This is a genomic window from Sphingomonas sp. (assembly GCF_031380695.1).
Classification (GTDB): Bacteria; Pseudomonadota; Alphaproteobacteria; order Sphingomonadales; family Sphingomonadaceae; genus Sphingomicrobium.
Genome location: NZ_JANMWY010000278.1, coordinates 1 through 18,073, shown reverse-complemented (window position 1 = coordinate 18,073; position 18,073 = coordinate 1). Strand labels below are relative to the sequence as shown.

Here is an 18,073-nt window from a genome sequence, read left to right as displayed (position 1 = left end):
ACATTCCCGGCAAGTTCGGCATTCGCCTGGAGGATTGCTTCCACATGACCGCCGACGGTCCTAAGTGGTTCAGCACGCCGCCCAAGTCGATCGACGAGCCCTTTTCCTAAGCCCCCGGCTCCGGATGTGCCTCTGCCCCGGGCGGCAACGGCGATCGATGGCTCGGGGCGTGGGGCGGCTCGATGTCCGCTGGCCGCTCGGGATCGAGACTGCCTTCCCACCGCGCGACCACCACCGCGGCGACGGCATTGCCGACGACATTCGTCGCCGAGCGGCCCATGTCGAGAAAATGGTCGACCGCCAGGATAAGTAGCAGCCCGGCCTCTGGAATATGGAACATCGACAGCGTCGCGGCGATGACAACCAAGCTGGCGCGGGGCACGCCGGCCATGCCTTTCGACGTGATCATCAGCACCAGCAGCATGGTGATTTCCTGGCCGATGCTGAGGTCGATGCCATAGGCCTGGGCGATGAAGATCGACGCGAAGGTCATGTACATCATCGACCCGTCGAGGTTGAACGAATAGCCCAGCGGCAGGACGAAGCTGGCGATGCGCGGGGGGACGCCGAACCGCTCGAGCGCTTCCAGCGTGCGCGGATAGGCAGCTTCGGACGACGCGGTCGAGAAGGCCAGCACGATCGGATCGCGAATATAGCGGGCGAGGTCGCGGGCGCGCTTGCCGGCGACGAGGAAGGCGATCCCGAACAGGATTAGCCACAGCAGGGCCAGCCCGAAGTAAAAGCTACCGACGAACCGGCCGAGGCTGAACAATACGGTCGGGCCCTGCTCGACGATCGCGCTGGCAACCGCCGCGAACACCGCGAACGGGGCGGCGCGCATGACATAGTTAGTGACCTGCAGCATGACCTGCACCAGCCCCTCGATCCCGCGCACCAGCGGCTGCGCGCGCTCGCCGACGGCGGTGATCGCAACGCCGAAGAACATCGAGAAGATGACGATGGGCAGGATTTCGTTGGTTGCCATCGCCTCGACGATTGAGGCCGGGACGAGGTGGCTGATGAAATCCTTGAGGTTGAAGGTCGCGGTGGCAATGCCGCTGGCGGCCTCTGGCGGGGGCAGGGGCAGGTCAAGCCCCACGCCGGGCTGGAGCAGGTTGACGAGGATGAGTCCGAGCGAGAGCGAGATCAGGCTGGCGAAGATGAACCAGCCGAGCGCGCGCGACGCGACCCGGCCAAGCGCGGCGGTGTCGCCCATGTGGGCAATGCCAACGACTAAGGTCGAAAAGACCAGCGGCGCGATGACCATCTTGATCAGACGCAGGAACAGCGCCGTGACGATCGAGAAATAGCCGGCGATTTGCTTGAGCTGTGCGGCGGCGGCGGGGGTGCCGTCGTCGATCGCGCTGTTGGTCGCCCAGCCGGCGATGATCCCGAGTACAAGCGCGAACAGAATGAAGCGCGTCAGTTTATTGGCCACTCGAGATCCTTGTCCGTTGAACGGCGCGAACGAAGCGGTTGCGGCGCCGGGCGTCAAGCTTTCCGCTGCGCGAAGCAGCGGCTAGGGCGCGCGGATGACCGACCAAGGCTTCGATCTCGATGCGCTCGATCCGCATTACACCACCATCCTGTGCGACCTGTGGGGCGTGGTTCATGACGGGTTCCGGCTGCTGCCCGGATCGGCGGCGAGGCTTTTGCGCTGGGCGGGAGAAGGGCGCCGGACGATACTGATCACCAACGCCCCGCGCACGGCCACTACGGTGCAGGCGCAGCTCGACCAGCTTGGCCTGCCGCGATCCTCCTATCAGGGCATTTCAACGGGCGGGCAGGCCGGGATCGACGCGCTGCTGGCATTGGGCGAGCCGGTCGGATTTCTCGGGACGCGGTTCGATCGGCGGGAGATGAAGGCGGCGGGATTGCGTTTCGTCGACGCGAGTTTTCGCGACCTCTGCTGTACCGGGCTCGACGACGAGCGACTCGCGGTCGCGGACTATGCAGCCGAATTGGCGGAGATGGCGGCGCGCGGCGTCAGGCTTCACTGCCTCAACCCCGACCGGGTGGTGATTCATGACAGCGTGGCCGAAGTCTGCGCGGGGGCACTGGCCGATGGCTATGAGGCGCTCGGCGGCGAAGCCCGCTGGTACGGCAAGCCCTTCCCGGCGATCTATGATCATGCGCTGGCGCTCGCCGGCAACCCGCCGCGCGAGACTGTGATGGCAGTCGGCGATGGCCTGCCGACCGATGTGTTGGGCGCGGCGCAGCAGGGGTTACACTGCCTGTTCGTCAGCGGCGGGATCCATGCCGACGCGCCATTCCCGACCGATTTCGCGGCGCGTAACGGGCTGGGAGGGTGGGCCCCGATTGGAGTGGTGAAGGGGTTGGCCTAGACCGGCTCAGTCACCCGGTCCCTGACCACCTTTTCCGCCAATGGACCGTTCAGCTCCGCCAGATGATCGAACGCTGCCTCATAGGTCGCCAGCCCGTGGCTGAGCGAGCGTAGTTCCGCTTCGAGCCCGTCGAGCTCGCTCTCGGGGATCAGCGCGTCGATGCGGTCCCAGCCATCCCAGCCGTCGCGGGGGGCCATGCCGAGCATCTGCCCGCGCCGACTGGCGACCGCCGAGCTGGCCTTGCTGGTCGAGGCGCCGGGCGTGACGATGGTCAGCCGCTGGACCGGCTCGAGCAAGTGCGCAGCGGCCTGCGCGAGCGCGCCACTCATCGCAATTCTTCCGGCGGTACGGAAGGCGAGTTCGCTCGAATCGACGCTGTGATAGCTGCCGTCGGTCAAAGTGACCGCGACATCGACGACGGTGAAGCCGAGCGGCCCGCGCACCAGTGCCTCACGCACGCCATGCTCGACCGCCGGGATCCACTGCTTGGGGATGGCGCCACCGCTGATCTTCTCGGCGAAGCGAAAGCCTTCGCCGCGGGCGAGCGGCGCGATTTCGATGACGACATCGCCGAACTGACCGTGACCACCCGATTGCTTCTTGTGGCGCCCGTGCTGGGTCACGCTGCGGCGGATCGATTCGCGATAGCCGATGCTCGGCGGACGCGATTTCACCTCGACGCCATAGCGGCGCTTGAGACGGGCGAGGACAGTTTTGAGATGCTCGTCATTGACCCCGCGCAGCCGCATCTCATGGCCGTCCTGCTCGATCGTGAGGCTACTATCTTCTTCCACCAGCCGGGCAAGCGCAGTCGAGAGCTTGACGTCGTCCTTGCGGTCGACCGGCTCGATCGCCAGCGCGCAATTGCGGGCGGGCTGTTCGACATACACCGATGGTGGAAGCACTCCGGTCGACAACCAGTCGCCGCCCTTGACCCCGTCGAGCTTCGCCACCGCAACCAGATCGCCGCAGCGGCCCTGCGCAGTCTTGGCCGTCTTCTCACCCTGGACATGGAACAGCGCGCCGAGCCGGGCGCGGCCGCCCGACGCGGTGTTGAGCTCCGCCCCCTCGGCGATGTCGCGGCCGAGGATGCGGGCCAGCGCGAGCCGCCCAACCGCGCCGCCGTGGCTGACCTTGAAGGTAAACAGCGAGGGAGCAATGACATCGAGCCGGCGCGCGGTCTGGGCCGGCGAGGGGGCTTCGTGGCGCAGCGCTTTCAGCAAGCGGCGGATGCCCCAGCCGCTCGTCGCCGAGCCGAACAACACCGACACGCCGAGATTGTCGCCGGTTTCGCGGGCGAGATCGGCGAAGATCGTCGCGGCTTCGGGCTGCTGGTCGGACAGCAAAGCCTCAAGCAGCGCATCGTCGTGGTCGGCCAACTGTTCGAGCAATTGAGTGCGCGCCTCGGCCTCGCGCGGGGCGATGTCGCCGGGGATGGCGATGCGGGTCGACGCCTTGCCCGGTTCGTAGTGAAACGCGCGTTCCAGGGCGACATCAATGAAGCCGGTGACTTTGTCCCCCTCACGAATCGGGATTTGCCGAGCGATTAGCGGCGAGACGCTCATCGGCTGAAGCGCCTCGAGCAGGTCGCGGATGCGGCCATGCGCCTGGTCGATGCGATTGACGAACAGGAAGTGTGGGATCCCTTGCTCGTCGAGCATGCGAAGCGCCGGAGCGGCGAGAGCGGCGCGGGCGGGATCGGGATCGACCACGACGATCGCCATGTCGGCGACCGCGATCGCCCGCGCACCATCGGCGGCAAAGCCGACCGAGCCGGGCGCGTCGATGATGCCGAACGACTGGCCGAGGTAGTCGAAATGGAGCAGGTTGAGCTCGGTCGAGCCGCCCCGTGCACGCGCCTCGGGGCTGGCGTCGCCAATGGTCGCACCGTTGGTACCCTGCCGGTCGATTGTGCCAGCGGCGAACAGCAATGCCTCGGCGAGGCTGGTCTTGCCGGCGCCGGCCGGTCCGACCAGCGCCACGACTCTGCTACCTTGGGTGGGTTCTCCGGGCATGCGACTCTCCTTCGTCCGGTTTGCGGGCGCGAGTCGCCGTGAGGCGCAACGCGCTCTTCACGGACGGAGGGTCGGACCGTTTGCGGTCAAAGGCAAGCGCTTCGCGAGACCCTACGACCCGCGACCCGGACGATCAGGCCGCCGACAGCAGCCGCTGATCGCCGGCGAGGCGGAGGAGCCCGGCCTGCAGCTTCTCGAATGCGCGCACCTCGATCTGGCGAATGCGTTCGCGGCTCACGCCAAACACCTGCGACAAGTCCTCGAGCGTCTTGGGCTCATCGGACAGACGGCGCTCGCTCAGGATCGTCCGTTCGCGATCGTTGAGGCCTGCCATCGCCTGCAGCAGCAGGTCATGGCGGACCTTGCGTTCTTCATCCTCGGCGAGAACTTCGTCTTGCAACGGTTCTGAACTGACAAGGAAATCCTGCCACTGAGCGTCGCCGCCTTCATCGCCCTTGAGCGGGGCATTGAGGCTGGTGTCGCCGCCCATGCCCATGCGGCGATTCATCGAGACAACCTCGGCCTCGGTCACGCCAAGGTCGGTTGCGATCTTGGTGACATGCTCGGGGCGCAGATCGCCATCCTCGAACGCATCGATCTGGTTCTTCATCCGGCGCAGGTTGAAGAACAGCTTCTTCTGAGCGGCGGTGGTGCCCATCTTGACGAGCGACCAGCTCCGCAAGATGAATTCCTGGATCGAGGCGCGGATCCACCACATGGCATAGGTTGCGACGCGAAAACCGCGGTCGGGCTCGAACTTCTTGACGCCCTGCATCAGCCCGATGTTGCCCTCGCTGATCAGCTCGCTGACCGGCAGGCCATAGCCGCGATAGCCCATCGCAATCTTCGCAACGAGGCGGAGGTGCGAATTGACCAGTTTGGCAGCTGCGTCGGTGTCGCCATGCTCGCGCCAGCGCTTGGCCAGCATATATTCCTCTTCCGGCGCGAGGATCGGGAACTTCTTGATTTCGCTCAGGTAACGGTTGAGTCCAGCCTCGCCATTCGACGCAGGTATCGACAGGACTCTCTTGGACGGTGCCATCTCATACTCCCTGACCGGAGGGTCGCATCCACTCCGGCATTTGATTTTCTCTATATACCAAGTCGAATGAATAGTTGCTGCATGTCCGACGGAAGGGCGCTGTCGAACGACAAACGACCTTTTGTCACCGGATGAATGAAACCGATCCTCGCGGCGTGCAGGGCCTGACGTTCGAAGCCCAACTCCTGCAGCAACGAACGATGTGCCTTCGCGTTGCCACCATAAACCGGATCGCCGAGCAACGCGTGACTTATTGACGCCATATGGACCCTTATCTGATGCGTACGGCCGGTTTCGAGGCGGCACTCGACCAGCGCGGCTTGGCGCAGCGGCGTGACGCGCGTCCAGTGGGTCACCGCTCGTTTGCCCTTGCCGGCGGAAACGATCGCAATTTTCTTGCGGTTGGTCGACGACCGGGCGAGGGGGGCATCGACGGTGCCTTGGGACAGGGTCGGCACGCCGTTGACGATCGCCAGATAGCGCCGCTCGATGCTGTGGTCGGCGAACTGCCGCGCCAGCCCTTCATGGGCGGGGTCGGTCTTAGCGACGACCAACAGCCCCGACGTGTCCTTGTCAATGCGGTGGACGATGCCCGGCCGGGCGACTCCGCCGATGCCCGACAGGCTCCCGCCGCAATGATGAAGCAGCGCGTTAACCAATGTCCCGTCGAAATTGCCCGCCGCCGGATGCACGACCAGCCCGGCCGGCTTGTCGACTACCAGCAGATGTTCGTCCTCGAAAACAATGCGCAGCGGGATGTCCTGCGCCTCGTTGTGCAGTGCGGTGGGTTCGGGGACAGTCAGGGTGAACCGCTCGCCACCGCGAACCTTCGTCGCCGGATCGAGTAGCGCGCCCGTCTCGCCTTCGAGTGCGCCCGACCGCACTAACGCCTTCAGCCGCTCGCGCGACAGGGTCGGCAATGCGTCGGCGAGCGCTCGGTCGAGCCGCCACCCGGCATGGGCCGCGCCAAGTTCGATCGAATGAAGATGCTGCCCCCCGGCCATGAGTGCCGGATTTGGGATGGGGCGCGCGCCGTTTCAAGTCAGCGGGTTGCGCCAATCGGCGCGCTGACGCATTCAGCCCGGCATGGACCCCGTCGAACTCGCCAGCATGCTTTGCTCCCGCCTGTGCCACGACCTGCTGTCGCCGGTCGGGGCACTCAACAACGGCATCGAACTGCTCGCTGACGAGCAGGATCCGGAAATGCGCGAGCGGTGCATGGAATTGCTCGCCGACAGTGCGGCGGCGACCGCCAATAAGCTCAAATTCTTCCGCCTGGCGTTCGGCGCGGGTGGCGGGTTCGACGACCTCGTCGATCCGCGCGAGGCCAGGGGCGCGATTGAGGGGATTTACGGGGCGGCGAAGCGGATCGAGCTGGGCTGGATGGTGGGCGACGAGCGGCTGCCGAAGGGCGCCGTTAAGCTGCTGCTCAATTTGGCCATGCTGGCTGGTGACGCGCTGGTGCGCGGCGGGCGGCTCGACATCGGCGCGGAGCAAAGCGCGAATGCGCTCGAGATCGTCATCCGCGCCGAAGGTCCGCGCATCCTGCTCGATCCCGCGTTGCGCGACGTGATGGTCAACGGCAGCGCGACGATGGTCGAACCGCGCGCCGCCGGGGCGTGGCTGGCGCAGGCGCTGGCGGCGGATGCGGGCGGGTCGATCCAGCTGAGCGGGGCGACCGAGCCCGTCCTGATGATCGGGGCAACGCTTCCGCTCGCCGCGGAGGGACGGCTAACGCAGCGTTAACGCCTTCGCGGCATAAGCTTCCTCCACACGAGGGGCCGCGCCACCGATGGACGATCTGATTGCCGATTTCACGGCGGAATGCCGCGAAATGCTGGAAGCCCTGGGCGGCGAGATCGTCGCCTGGGAGGCGCAGCCCGACGATCGCGCGCGCCTCGATTCGATCTTCCGCTTCGTCCACACGGTCAAGGGTAATTGCGGCTTTTTCGAATTCCCCCGGCTGGAGGCGCTGAGCCACGCCGCCGAAGACGCGCTAGCCGATGTCCGATCGGGTTCCCGCATGGCCGACAGCGCGTTGGTCAGCGCGGTGCTCGCGGTGCTCGACCGGATCGGCGAAATGGTCACGACGATCGAAGCCGGAGAACCCTTGCTCGACGGTGACGACAGCGGGCTTATTGCCGCGCTTCAGCCGGGCGCCGAGGCAATGAGCCTTCCGGCGAGCCCCGGAGATGGCGGAGGCAAGCCCGCTACGCAACGCACCATCCGTCTGTCGGTCGAATTGCTCGATCGGGTGATGAGCGGGGTCAGTGACATGGTGCTGGCGCGCAACGAACTCGCCCGGCGGCTGCGCGAGGCCGAGACCGATATCGACGTCGGCGGCGCGTTCGAGCGGCTGTCGGGAATCATCGCCGACATGCGCGAAGCCATCACCCGTACGCGTATGCAGCGGGTCGAGAACCTCTTCGTCGCCGTGCCGCGGATGGTCCGCGACCTGTCGGCCGACCTTGGCAAGCAGGTGCTGGTCGACATCGATGGCAGCGATGTCGAGCTCGATCGCGAGATGATCGAGATGATCCGCGATCCGCTGACGCACATCATTCGCAATGCCGTCGATCATGGCATCGAACCGCCCGCGGACCGCCTGCGCGCCGGCAAGCGAGAGATTGGATTGCTGACCCTGTCGGCGCGCCAGTCGGGCAACCAGATCCTAATCGACGTCGCCGATGACGGGCGCGGAATCGACGGGGCGGTGCTGGTCGAAAAGGCGATCGCGGCTGGCTATCTGACGAGGGCGCGGGCCGACGCCATGACGGCGGCCGAGCGGCTCGCGCTGATCTTCGAGGCCGGCCTGTCCACCGCGCAGGAGGTGACCGCCATTTCTGGCCGGGGCGTCGGCATGGATGTCGTCCGCTCCAACATCGAGCGAATCGGCGGAACGGTCGAGATCGACAGCAGGCCGGGCGAAGGCACGCGCATGACGTTGCGCGTGCCGCTGACGCTGACCATCATTCCGGCGCTGACCGTGTCGATCGGCAGCCAGCATTTCGCCATCCCGCGCAACGCGATCGACGAGATTGTGCGGGCCGGTGGGGCTTCCGTGACCGTTGAAACGATTTGCGGCGCGGACATCGCGGTGATCCGTGGTCGACGAATGCCGCAACTGACGCTGTCCCGGCTGATCAGCTGCGACAGCGCGTTGTCCGATACGGCACGAACGTTGGTCGTTCTTCGACCGGCGGGCGGCGAAGCCTATGCGCTGGCCGTTGACCGGGTCCATGATCATGAGGAACTGGTGGTCAAGCCGGCCGCGCCGGCAGTGATGGCGGCGGGCATTTACGCCGGGACAACGCTGGCCGACGATGGCAGCCCGATCCTGCTGCTCGATCCCGCCGGCTTGGCGGAACAGGGCGGAATCCGGCGCGAGATTCACAAACGCAGCCGAACCAGCGTAGCGTCAGTGGCTCCGTTCGAAAGTCGGCGCGTCCCAATATTGCTGTTTCGCGATCTCGAACAGCGTCGGCGCGCCATCCCGCTTGGCGTGATCGACCGAATCGAAGAGGTAGCGGCGACGGCGATCGCGCGCAGTGCCGGGCAGTTGTGCGTACAGATCGGCGACTCGATTCTACCCCTCACCGGCATCCCGGCAGGGCATGCGCTCGAAGGCAAGGTACGCATGCTTCGCCTGAATGACGGCAGCGCCACGCTGGCTCACGCGATCACCGACGTCATCGACCTCTCGACACTCGCCGATGACATCATCCCGTCCCGCGAGCCGGGCGAAGTCAGCGGCGTCGCGCTGATCGGCGGAGAACCAGCCGAACTGATCGACGCGCACTGGCTCTTCGCTCGTAACGGCGTGGCGGCGGGTGGCGGGACGATGGTCTGCCGGCTCGCCTCGACCGATCCGTGGCTTCAGAACATGCTCCGCCCGATCGTCGAGGCGGCGGGCTACCTGGTGATCGATGAGCATGACGAACTTTCGGCGGACCTGACCATCGCGTTCGACGGAGAGGACAGTTCGAAGCCGCCAGGACGGACCATCTGGCTGCGCACCGACGTCGATCAGGTCGGCGCGCGTGATGACAGTATCTATCGCTATGACCGCGAAGGGCTGATGCGCGCACTCAAGGCGACTGGAGCAGGCCGATGAACCGTTTGATTCTGGTTGTCATCATCGGCGGCAGCCGAGTCGCCCTGCCAGCTGCGGCGGTCGAATCGGTGGTCGAGATCGACGCGCTGATCCCGGTCCCGCGTGCCGCGCCCCATGTCGCCGGGCTGTCCGCGCTGCGCAGCCGCGTGCTGACGGTAATCGACTGCCGCCGCGCGCTCGGCCTGGGCGCTGGGCAAACTTCTCCCGGAGCGGGCAGCGAAGCGGTCGTCGTTGAGATCGAGGGGCATCATTACGCCCTGCTGGTCGACGTCGTCGACGATGTCGTGGACGCGCTGGGCGATCCGGAGCCCGTGCCGCTGGCTTTGGGCGAGGGATGGGAACGAGTCGCGCTCGGCCTGGTGCAGAGCGAGGTCGGGCCGCTCCTGCTGATCGACGCTGCGGCGCTGGTCAACGGCGCGGATTTGCGCGCAATCGCTGCTTAAGCTCTTCGTTACCCTTTGCCGGCTACAGGTTTTTCGTTGTTCGAGAGTGAGATGTCCATGAAGACCTGCCTGATCGTCGATGACTCCAAAGTGATCCGCAAGGTCGCCCGTCATATCCTCGAGACGTTGGAGTTCGAGGTCGACGAGGCGGGTGACGGGCGCGAGGCGCTTGCCCGCTGCGAAGCGTCGATGCCCGACGTCGTTCTGCTCGACTGGAACATGCCGGTGATGAGCGGAATGGAATTCCTGAAATTGTTGCGCCAGCGCGGCCACAACGACCAGCCCAAGGTCGTGTTCTGCACAACCGAGAACGACATGGCGCACATTCGCGCCGCGCTGGAAGCCGGGGCGGACGAATATGTCATGAAGCCGTTCGACCGGGAAACGCTGCACATTAAGCTGCAACTCGTCGGCATCGCCTGAGTCCCGCTGTGATGCGGGCGCTTGCCTCTTCGCCGGTGGTCGACCGCAGGCCGCCTCCGTTGCGCCTGATGATCGTCGATGATTCGGTTGTCGCTCGCGCCGTCCTGACCCGCATGATCGAAGCCGATGGCGGGTTCGAGATTGCAGCGGTCGCCGGAACCGCGGAAGCGGCGATCGATGCGCTGGCCAATGTTCACGTGGACATCGTGCTGCTCGACCTGGAAATGCCGGGTGCTGGTGGGTTGAAATCGATTCCTGCCATCCTCCGGGCGGCGCGGGGGGCGAGAGTCATGATCGTGTCGTCGACGGCCGAGGAGGGCGCTGAGGAAACCGTAGCCGCGCTGGCGCTGGGTGCCGCCGACACGCTGCCCAAGCCGGGGACAGGCCGATTTAACGGCCGCTTTTCGGAAGTCCTGCTTGCCCGGTTGCGGGCGCTCGGGCCAGCCGGGGCGACTGACTTATCGCAACGGCGCGTATCGCCATCGTCTCCGTCTACGGCCAGCCCGATGCTTCGCGCCATGCCGAACCAACCGCTTGAACTCCTCGCGTTGGGCGCTTCGACCGGGGGCATTCATGCGCTTGGCACTTTCTTTCAATATCTCCCGCGACGGATCGGAGCACCCATCCTGGTGACGCAGCACCTGCCGCCGGCATTCATGACCGTTTTCGCGCGTCAGCTCGGCGTCTCGGCGGGTCGCCCGGCGCTGGTCGCCATAGACGGCATGTCGCTCGCGGCCGACACCGTGATCATCGCTCCGGGCGATGCGCACCTGACGATTGAAGGAGGCGCGGCGGAGCCGATCGTGCGGTTGACCCGTACCGCCGTTCCGAGCGGCTGCATGCCCTCGGTCGATCCGATGTTCGCTGCGGCCGGTCGCCTGTTCGGTGCCGGTGCGCTGGGCGTCGTCTTCTCGGGCATGGGCCGCGATGGGGTCGAAGGGGCCAGCGCGCTGGTCACCAGTGGCGGCGCCGTGCTGGCGCAGGACGAGGCCAGTTCGGCGGTGTGGGGCATGCCGCGAGTCATCGCCGAGGGAGGATTTGCGGCGGCCATCTTGCCACCCGACAAGCTCGCGCGGCGCGTGGCTTCGCGCTGCGGAGACTGTTAGGTGGACGTCAGCGACGCATCCGGCCGCATCCTTGCCAACTTGCTCGAGGCGCGGACCGGGCAGCAGCTTACGCTGAGCCGCCGCTGGCGGATCGAAACGGCGCTGACGTCGATCCTGCGCGAGCGTGGTCTCGCCACGCTCGACGAGCTCATCACGCGGCTGGTCATCGGGCGCGATCCGGCGATGATTGCCCAGGTGGTCGAAGCGCTGCTTAATAACGAGACCTATTTCTTCCGCGATCGCAATCCGTTCGACCTGCTGGCCAGCGACGCGCTGCCGGCGATTGCTGCGCGCCGCCCGTCACGCCGGTTGCGGATCTGGTCGGCGGGCTGTTCAACCGGGCAAGAGGCCTACTCGTTGGCGATGCTGTTCGCCGACGATCCCGATCGCTGGCGCGGCTGGACGATCGACATCGTCGCGACCGACGTCTCGGACCGCGTGGTCGATCGCGCCCGCTCCGGTGTCTATTCCCAATTCGAGGTCCAGCGTGGACTGGGTGTCAGGCAAATGCTGAAGTGGTTCGAGGAATGCGATGATGGATGGCGCGCGGCGGATACCCTGCGGCGGGCGGTACGGTTTAAGGTTCACAATATCCTCGACGGGCCGCCGGAGCCGGGCAAGTTCGACATCATCCTGTGCCGTAACGTGCTGCTTTATCTGGGAGTACAGAAGCGCAGCTTGGCCTTCGACCGGTTGGCGTCGGCGTTGGCGGACGATGGTCGGCTGATGCTCGGCGCGGGCGAGACGGTGATCGGCCAGACGCGGCAACTGATCTCTGATGCTACATGGCGCGGTCTGTATAAGCTCGATTCGGAGCGGGTTGTGGCAGATATGGCGCCCATCCCGCGCCGAGTGGCATCCGGGAGGGCTTGACCGCGCGCTCGGCGCTGCGCCAAGTCGTGCGCCATGGACATCATCGACACGCCCTCGCCGAATTTCGACGAGCGTCAGTTGCCGGTGTCGATGATCGTCCTCCACTACACCGGCATGCCCGACGCCGCCGGCGCGTTGCAGCGGCTGACCTCGCCCGAGGCGAAGGTGTCGAGCCATTATCTGGTCGCCGAGGATGGCCAAGTGGTGCGGCTGGTGCCCGAGGAGAAGCGCGCGTGGCACGCCGGCAAAAGCTATTGGCGAGGTCTCACCGACGTCAATTCGGCGAGCGTCGGGATCGAGATCGTCAATCCTGGCCATGAGTTCGGCTATCGCCCCTTTCCCGACGAACAGATCGCCGCGCTGATCCCGCTCGTCGCCGACATCAAGGACCGGCACGGTATCGGCCGCGGCAATGTCGTCGGCCATTCCGACATCGCCCCTGCGCGCAAGGACGACCCGGGCGAACTGTTCCCGTGGGAAGCGCTCGCGCGCCGGCGGCTCGCCCTGCCTAGCCCGGTGCGCGACCTGATGGATCCGCTATGGACCGATGCCGGATTCATCCTGGCGCTGGAGCGCTTCGGTTACGATGTGACCGAGCAGCGACTTGCTGTGATCGCGTTCCAGCGGCGCTTCCGCCCCGACCGGATCGACGGGATCATCGACGGCGAGTGCCGGGCCAAGCTCTTGTCGCTGTTGCTGCCCAGGCCGCAATAGGACATAGGACGCGGGCCAGGCGGCCGGGCGACCGCGGCTCTCGGAAGGGCACCTATCAAAGTATTACTTTGATGGGACCCGAGCAAGAGGGGCGAGGAAAGTCCGGGCTCCACGGAATGAAGGTGCCGGGTAACGCCCGGCGGGTTCGAGCCCAAGGCGACGCGGGGTCGGGTTCAGGGACAGTGCCACAGAAAACATACCGCCGGTCTTCGGGCCGGCAAGGTCGAAACGGTGCGGCAAGAGCGCACCGCGGCGCTGGCAACAGCATCGGCATGGCAAACCCCACCTGGTGCAAGACCGAATAGGGGCGACATTGAGTTTTTGACTCTAGGGCCTGTTCCGGCTCGTCGCCCGGGTTGGTCGCTTGAGTGGCGGAGCAATCCGTCGCCTAGAGGAATGGTCGCCCAGTCCGCGCGAAAGCGGGGATGGACAGAACCCGGCTTACAGGCCGCCTGGCAAATTTTCTGGATAGCCGCCACAGCAGGCGGCTGGCGCGATCAGCTCGGGCTAACTCCGCGTGGATGACCGTGAAGCTCTTTATCCGAAAACAAATACAGGAGAATTTCGGCCACGATAAAGCCGCCAACCGGGAAGATACCACCGCCCCAGAGCCACCCGGCGCGATTAGCATGTCCGGCCACAGCCGCATGTCCGACACAATTATCGCCGACCATCGCACGATCGGCGCCCAGATCGACCGGATTGCGATGGTCGGCGACCGTGGCACAATCGATGGTGTTGCCCGAGCGAGAGGAGGAGGACATTGCCGCCAGCGCCGCCCAAGAGGCGTTAATGTTCGCAACTGGGGCCGCGTTCGACGCCGACGCGACCGCAAGCAGGGCGGCAGCTGCGAAAAGGCGACGGGTCTTTCTCGACATAAAGAATTGCTCCAGGTCGCAATTTGAATAGCAACTGCTTGTGCCCAAGTCTAGCGACGCCGGACTAACATTGTTTTATTAGTGCTCAGTTAAAGGCCAAGCCTGAAAGCGGTGAGTGATAATCTTGATCGCGGTCACGCATTCCCGACGGTGGCCCCCGGAACGCGCGGTTCCATGAGCCGCCTTCGAATTAATCCAACGGGGACGCCGGCGGCAGCAGCCGTCGGCCCAGTTGTCCTGTCGTCGAACTCGTTGTGGAATATCACTAATTTCCGGGCGCCAGTCGTGCGGCGGCTGGCGTACGAGGGATGGTCGCTGGTCGTTGCCGCACCCGCCACGGAGCAGGAGCGCACGGCCTTCACCTTGCCGGCTGACGTCATGCCCATCGTGCTCAAACGTTCCGGGCTAAACCCGCTGCGCGACATCGGGCTGCTGCTGCGCTATTGCCGGGTACTGCACGAAATACGCCCGGCAGCCTATCTCGGTTGGACGATCAAGCCGAACATTTATGGCGCGCTGGCGGCGCGGATGGCCGGGGTGCCGGCGATCCTCAACGTCAGCGGGCTCGGCACCGCCTTCCTCGGCAGCGGGCTGTTAGCGCGGTTTGTCGGGTTGCTCTATCGGGTCGCCTTCGCCCGGGCACATGTCATATTCTTCCAGAATGGAGACGATCGCGCACTGTTCGTCGAGCGCCGGCTAGTGCGGGCGGAGCAGGCGCGGCTGCTGCCGGGGTCGGGGATCGACCTCGACCATTATCGGCAGGTCCCATTGCCCGAGGGCCCGCCGACCTTCCTGCTGATCGCGCGGCTGCTCGGCGATAAGGGGGTGCGCGAATATGTGACTGCGGCGCGGATGCTGCGGGAGGAATTGCCCGGCGTGCGCTTTCGGCTCTTGGGCCCGATCGATTCCGATAATCGCAGCGCGGTGACTCAAGGCGAGGTCGACGGTTGGGTCACGGAGGGCGTGGTCGACTATCTCGGGACGGCGGACGATGTGCGGTCGGCAATCGCGGCGGCGAGCGTTGTCGTTCTCCCCTCCTATCGCGAGGGATTGCCACGAACCCTGCTGGAAGCAGCGGCGATGGGGCGTCCGCTGATCGCGACCGATGTGCCGGGGTGCCGCGACCTGGTTGACGAGGGCGTCAACGGAACTCTTTGCGCGGCGCGCAATGCGGGGTCGCTGGCCGAGGCTATGCGCCGGATGGCGGTGTTCGACCCGAAAACGCTCGGTGCGATGGGACGCGCGTCGCGCGACAAGGCCGAATGCGGCTATGACGAGCGGCTGATTGCCGACGCTTATGTTGGCGCGCTGCGCGAGCTTGCGGTAACGGCCTGACGCACGATGGTCTTTTCCCGGTTCAAGTCTACCAAGCCGCGCCTTGCGCCAGCCGTCCCGCCGGGCGTGCGCGCCTACGCCATCGGCGACGTTCACGGACGGCTCGACCTGCTCGACGAATTATTGGCGGCGATCGACCTGGATAACGACAAGCGCGGGGCGGCGCGGACGCATCTGGTCATGCTCGGCGACCTGATCGATCGCGGCCCCGATTCGCGCGGGGTGGTCGAGCGATTGCGCCGGTTCGACCTGCCGGTGATCAAGTTGATCCTCTTGTGCGGCAATCATGAGGAGGCGCTGCTGCGGCTGATCGCGGGGGAGCGCGGGCTGCTCGATGACTGGCTGACGTTCGGGGGGAGCGAGTGCCTCCAAAGCTATGGCTTGGATCCCGCAACACTACGTTGCCTTGGCGACCGCGATGCATGCGACCGGATCCGCGAGGCGATTCCCCAAACACATCAGTCGTTCCTGCAGTCATTTGGCGACACCGTCACGATCGGCGATTATCTTTTCGTCCACGCCGGTATCCGGCCCGGCGTTCACCTGTCGATGCAGTTGCAGCGCGACCTGCGTTGGATTCGCCAGCCGTTCCTCGACGACGAGCGCGACCACGGCTGCATCGTGGTGCATGGTCACACGATCAGCGAAGAAGTGATCGAGCTTTCGAACCGAATCGGGCTCGACACCGGTGCTTACCGCAGTGGCCGGCTCAGTGCGATCGGGCTCGAGGGAAGCGAGCGCTGGTTCCTGGAAACCGGCGGCTAGCAGTCGATTGCATTGATTCGATCCACTATGGCGCTTACCGGAGGGCGGGGCGGCGTTTGCGCGCGTAGGGAGATCGATTGGCGATGGTACGAACAAGGATCGCGCGGTTCGCCTGCGGGTTGATGGTCATGATCGCGCTGGCGCTTGCCGGATGCGCGGACAAGCGCGGTGGGCCGATCGCATACGGAACCACGCTGGGTGTACCCGACGCGCCCAGTCTCGCGCCGTTGGAGGCGACTTATCGCATCGCGCCGATGGATACATTGGCGGTCAGGGTGTTCAAGATGCCGGACCTTTCGGGCGATTACGAGGTCGACCTGACCGGTCAGATTTCGCTGCCGCTGATTGGCACCGTGATGGCCGCCGACCTGACCACGACACAGCTCGACGAAGCGCTGACTCGCAAGCTTGGCGAGAAATATCTCGAGCATCCCGATGTGAGTGTCGGCATCAAGTCGTCGACCCGGCGCAACGTGACGGTCGACGGATCGGTGGTTCGCGCTGGCGCGTTCCCCGTCATGGGGCCGACGTCGTTGCTGCAGGTGATTGCGGCGGCGGGGGGAACCGGGCCGGACGCCAACCCGCGGCGCACGGCCATCTTCCGCCAGATCGGCGGCAAGCGGCAGGCGGCGGCGTTCGACCTGACCTCGATCCGGCGCGGTGAAGCGCCCGACCCGGAAGTTTATGCCGGGGACATCGTCGTCGTCGACGGATCGTCGACCAAGGCGGCGCAGAAGCAGATATTGAACAGCCTGCCGATCCTGTCGATCTTCAGGCCCTTCTGATCCGCGCGCGTGAATAGCAACCTGCCTGTGTCCACCGATGGCAAGTGGATCGTCCAGCACGAGGGCTTCGAGCGCCATGTGTCGACGCCGCGCATGGAACTGTCAAACCCGGGGTCGGGGGGTCTCGATTTCACGCGGCTGCTGCAGTCTTTGGTCCACTGGCGCTGGTTGATCCTGAGCTGTCTTGCCGCGGGAGTAATCCTCGGCGTTGTTGCGGCGATGATGACGACACCGATGTACCGGGCGTCGGTAACGCTCGAGGTCAATCCGCTGACGGTCGAGGTGGTCGACGAGAAGAACCGGCCGCAATCGGGCATTATGGGGAGCGAGGATTTGATTGCCACGCAGGTCGGGTTGCTGACCAGCCGATCGACCGCCGAGCACGCGGCGCAGGAACTCAACCTGGCCAATAACAGCAAGGTGGTCGGCACGGTGGGATCGGCAACCGAGCGCCTGCGTCGTGCGACCGACGTCGTTGCCGGCGGAATCAAAGTCAAGCCGCCGATCAGCGGCACCCTGATCGAATATAGCTATGCGTCGCCTTCGCCGGAACTCGCCGCAGCAATCGCCAACCAGATTGCCAACAGCTTCATCAATAGCGGAATGCAGCGACGCTATGATGCGTCATCCTATGCTCGGACCTTCCTGAGCGAGCAGATTGCCAAGAGCCGTGCCGACCTGGAGCAGTCCGAGCGCAAACTGGTCGAATATGCGCAGGCGCAGGGGATCATCAACACGGCAGGTCCGACCGAGGCAGGCCGGTCGGGCGGTGACGTCAACTCGCTTCAAGGTGAATCGCTGGTCGAATTGAACCGGGCGCTGGGCGAGGCAACCGCGCGGCGGGTGATGGCCGAGGGCACCTATCGCCAGGGCGTCGCCGTCGGTACGACGAGTGATGTGACGAACAGCACCGCCGGACTGCGTGCGGCGCGGGCAACGCTGCAGGCCGAATATCAGGAAAAGCGGATGCTGATGAAGCCCGACCATCCGGACATGGTCAGCATCCAGTCGCGCATCGCCGAGATCGACAAGCAGATTGTACGCGAGAGTTCGCAAGTGTCGTCAAGCAGGGCCAATAGCTTGATGGCGGACTTTCGCGCCGCCGCCGCCGCCGAATCCGCCCTGCGGAGCAAGGTCGACGGGTTGAAGGGATCGGTTCTCAACCTGCGCGGGCGCAGCATCCAGTATAATATCCTGCAGCGCGAAACCGACACCAACCGCAGCCTCTACGACGC

Annotated in this window: 17 protein-coding genes and 1 other RNA gene; 14 read left to right on the top strand and 4 right to left on the bottom strand. The window is 65.4% G+C overall.

From position 1 onward, the window contains the following. Positions 1 to 106 precede the first annotated feature (106 nt). Positions 107 to 1,438 carry a dicarboxylate/amino acid:cation symporter gene (locus RMN84_RS10160; RefSeq protein ID WP_309612055.1) on the bottom strand — a complete coding sequence of 444 codons (1,332 nt, stop codon included), beginning with the start codon at positions 1,436 to 1,438 and terminating at the stop codon, positions 107 to 109. Positions 1,439 to 1,532: 94 nt separating this feature from the next. Here RMN84_RS10160 and RMN84_RS10155 point away from each other — a divergent pair, with 94 nt between their 5' ends. Then, positions 1,533 to 2,345, top strand: coding sequence for a TIGR01459 family HAD-type hydrolase (locus RMN84_RS10155; protein ID WP_309612054.1), 813 nt, complete (start codon positions 1,533 to 1,535; stop codon positions 2,343 to 2,345). Here RMN84_RS10155 and RMN84_RS10150 read toward each other — a convergent pair. The 3 genes from RMN84_RS10150 to RMN84_RS10140 form a co-directional block, all read right to left on the bottom strand. After that, positions 2,342 to 4,360, bottom strand: a complete 2,019-nt coding sequence (locus RMN84_RS10150) for an elongation factor G (protein WP_309612053.1) — start codon at positions 4,358 to 4,360, stop codon at positions 2,342 to 2,344. The two genes, RMN84_RS10155 and RMN84_RS10150, sit on opposite strands and share 4 nt — an antisense overlap. Positions 4,361 to 4,493: 133 nt before the next feature. Beyond that, a complete protein-coding gene (gene rpoH / locus RMN84_RS10145; RefSeq protein ID WP_309612052.1) occupies positions 4,494 to 5,402 on the bottom strand; it encodes an RNA polymerase sigma factor RpoH in 909 nt (302 codons plus the stop codon). Between the two features lie 50 nt (positions 5,403 to 5,452). Then, positions 5,453 to 6,406 carry an RluA family pseudouridine synthase gene (locus RMN84_RS10140; protein ID WP_309612051.1) on the bottom strand — a complete coding sequence of 318 codons (954 nt, stop codon included), beginning with the start codon at positions 6,404 to 6,406 and terminating at the stop codon, positions 5,453 to 5,455. An 82-nt stretch (positions 6,407 to 6,488) separates the two neighbouring features. On the opposite strand from RMN84_RS10140, the gene RMN84_RS10135 reads away from it, so the two are divergent. The 13 genes from RMN84_RS10135 to RMN84_RS10075 form a co-directional block, all read left to right on the top strand. Next, positions 6,489 to 7,148 carry a histidine phosphotransferase family protein gene (locus RMN84_RS10135; protein ID WP_309612050.1) on the top strand — a complete coding sequence of 220 codons (660 nt, stop codon included), beginning with the start codon at positions 6,489 to 6,491 and terminating at the stop codon, positions 7,146 to 7,148. A 46-nt stretch (positions 7,149 to 7,194) separates the two neighbouring features. Next, complete coding sequence (locus RMN84_RS10130) at positions 7,195 to 9,516, top strand: chemotaxis protein CheW (RefSeq protein ID WP_309612049.1); 2,322 nt, start codon at positions 7,195 to 7,197, stop codon at positions 9,514 to 9,516. After that, a complete protein-coding gene (locus RMN84_RS10125; protein WP_309612048.1) occupies positions 9,513 to 9,959 on the top strand; it encodes a chemotaxis protein CheW in 447 nt (148 codons plus the stop codon). The genes RMN84_RS10130 and RMN84_RS10125 overlap by 4 nt, the downstream gene beginning before the upstream one ends. Before the next feature lie 57 nt (positions 9,960 to 10,016). Continuing rightward, the gene (locus RMN84_RS10120) at positions 10,017 to 10,382 is read left to right on the top strand and encodes a response regulator (protein WP_309612047.1); all 366 of its coding nucleotides are present in this window, start codon (positions 10,017 to 10,019) and stop codon (positions 10,380 to 10,382) included. A gap of 68 nt (positions 10,383 to 10,450) precedes the next feature. Continuing rightward, on the top strand, positions 10,451 to 11,488 hold the full coding sequence (locus tag RMN84_RS10115) for a chemotaxis protein CheB (RefSeq protein WP_309612056.1): 1,038 nt from the start codon (positions 10,451 to 10,453) through the stop codon (positions 11,486 to 11,488). Then, positions 11,489 to 12,361: a protein-glutamate O-methyltransferase CheR gene (locus RMN84_RS10110; RefSeq protein WP_309612046.1), complete on the top strand. Its 873-nt coding sequence runs from the start codon at positions 11,489 to 11,491 to the stop codon at positions 12,359 to 12,361. It begins immediately after the preceding gene. Positions 12,362 to 12,394: 33 nt separating this feature from the next. Then, a complete protein-coding gene (locus tag RMN84_RS10105; RefSeq protein WP_309612045.1) occupies positions 12,395 to 13,075 on the top strand; it encodes an N-acetylmuramoyl-L-alanine amidase in 681 nt (226 codons plus the stop codon). 15 nt (positions 13,076 to 13,090) lie between these two features. Then, positions 13,091 to 13,535: RNase P RNA component class A (gene rnpB / locus RMN84_RS10100), an RNA gene on the top strand. A 61-nt stretch (positions 13,536 to 13,596) separates the two neighbouring features. Further along, positions 13,597 to 13,980, top strand: coding sequence for a hypothetical protein (locus RMN84_RS10095; protein ID WP_309612044.1), 384 nt, complete (start codon positions 13,597 to 13,599; stop codon positions 13,978 to 13,980). Positions 13,981 to 14,127: 147 nt separating this feature from the next. After that, complete coding sequence (locus RMN84_RS10090; protein ID WP_309612043.1) at positions 14,128 to 15,288, top strand: glycosyltransferase family 4 protein; 1,161 nt, start codon at positions 14,128 to 14,130, stop codon at positions 15,286 to 15,288. 6 nt (positions 15,289 to 15,294) lie between these two features. Then, positions 15,295 to 16,053 (top strand): metallophosphoesterase, encoded by a 759-nt coding sequence (locus RMN84_RS10085; protein ID WP_309612042.1) that lies wholly within the window; start codon positions 15,295 to 15,297, stop codon positions 16,051 to 16,053. Positions 16,054 to 16,136: 83 nt separating this feature from the next. Beyond that, positions 16,137 to 16,838: a polysaccharide biosynthesis/export family protein gene (locus RMN84_RS10080; RefSeq protein ID WP_309612041.1), complete on the top strand. Its 702-nt coding sequence runs from the start codon at positions 16,137 to 16,139 to the stop codon at positions 16,836 to 16,838. Between the two features lie 27 nt (positions 16,839 to 16,865). Then, positions 16,866 to 18,073: Wzz/FepE/Etk N-terminal domain-containing protein (locus RMN84_RS10075; RefSeq protein WP_309612040.1), on the top strand; the 1,208-nt coding region annotated here is incomplete at its 3' end.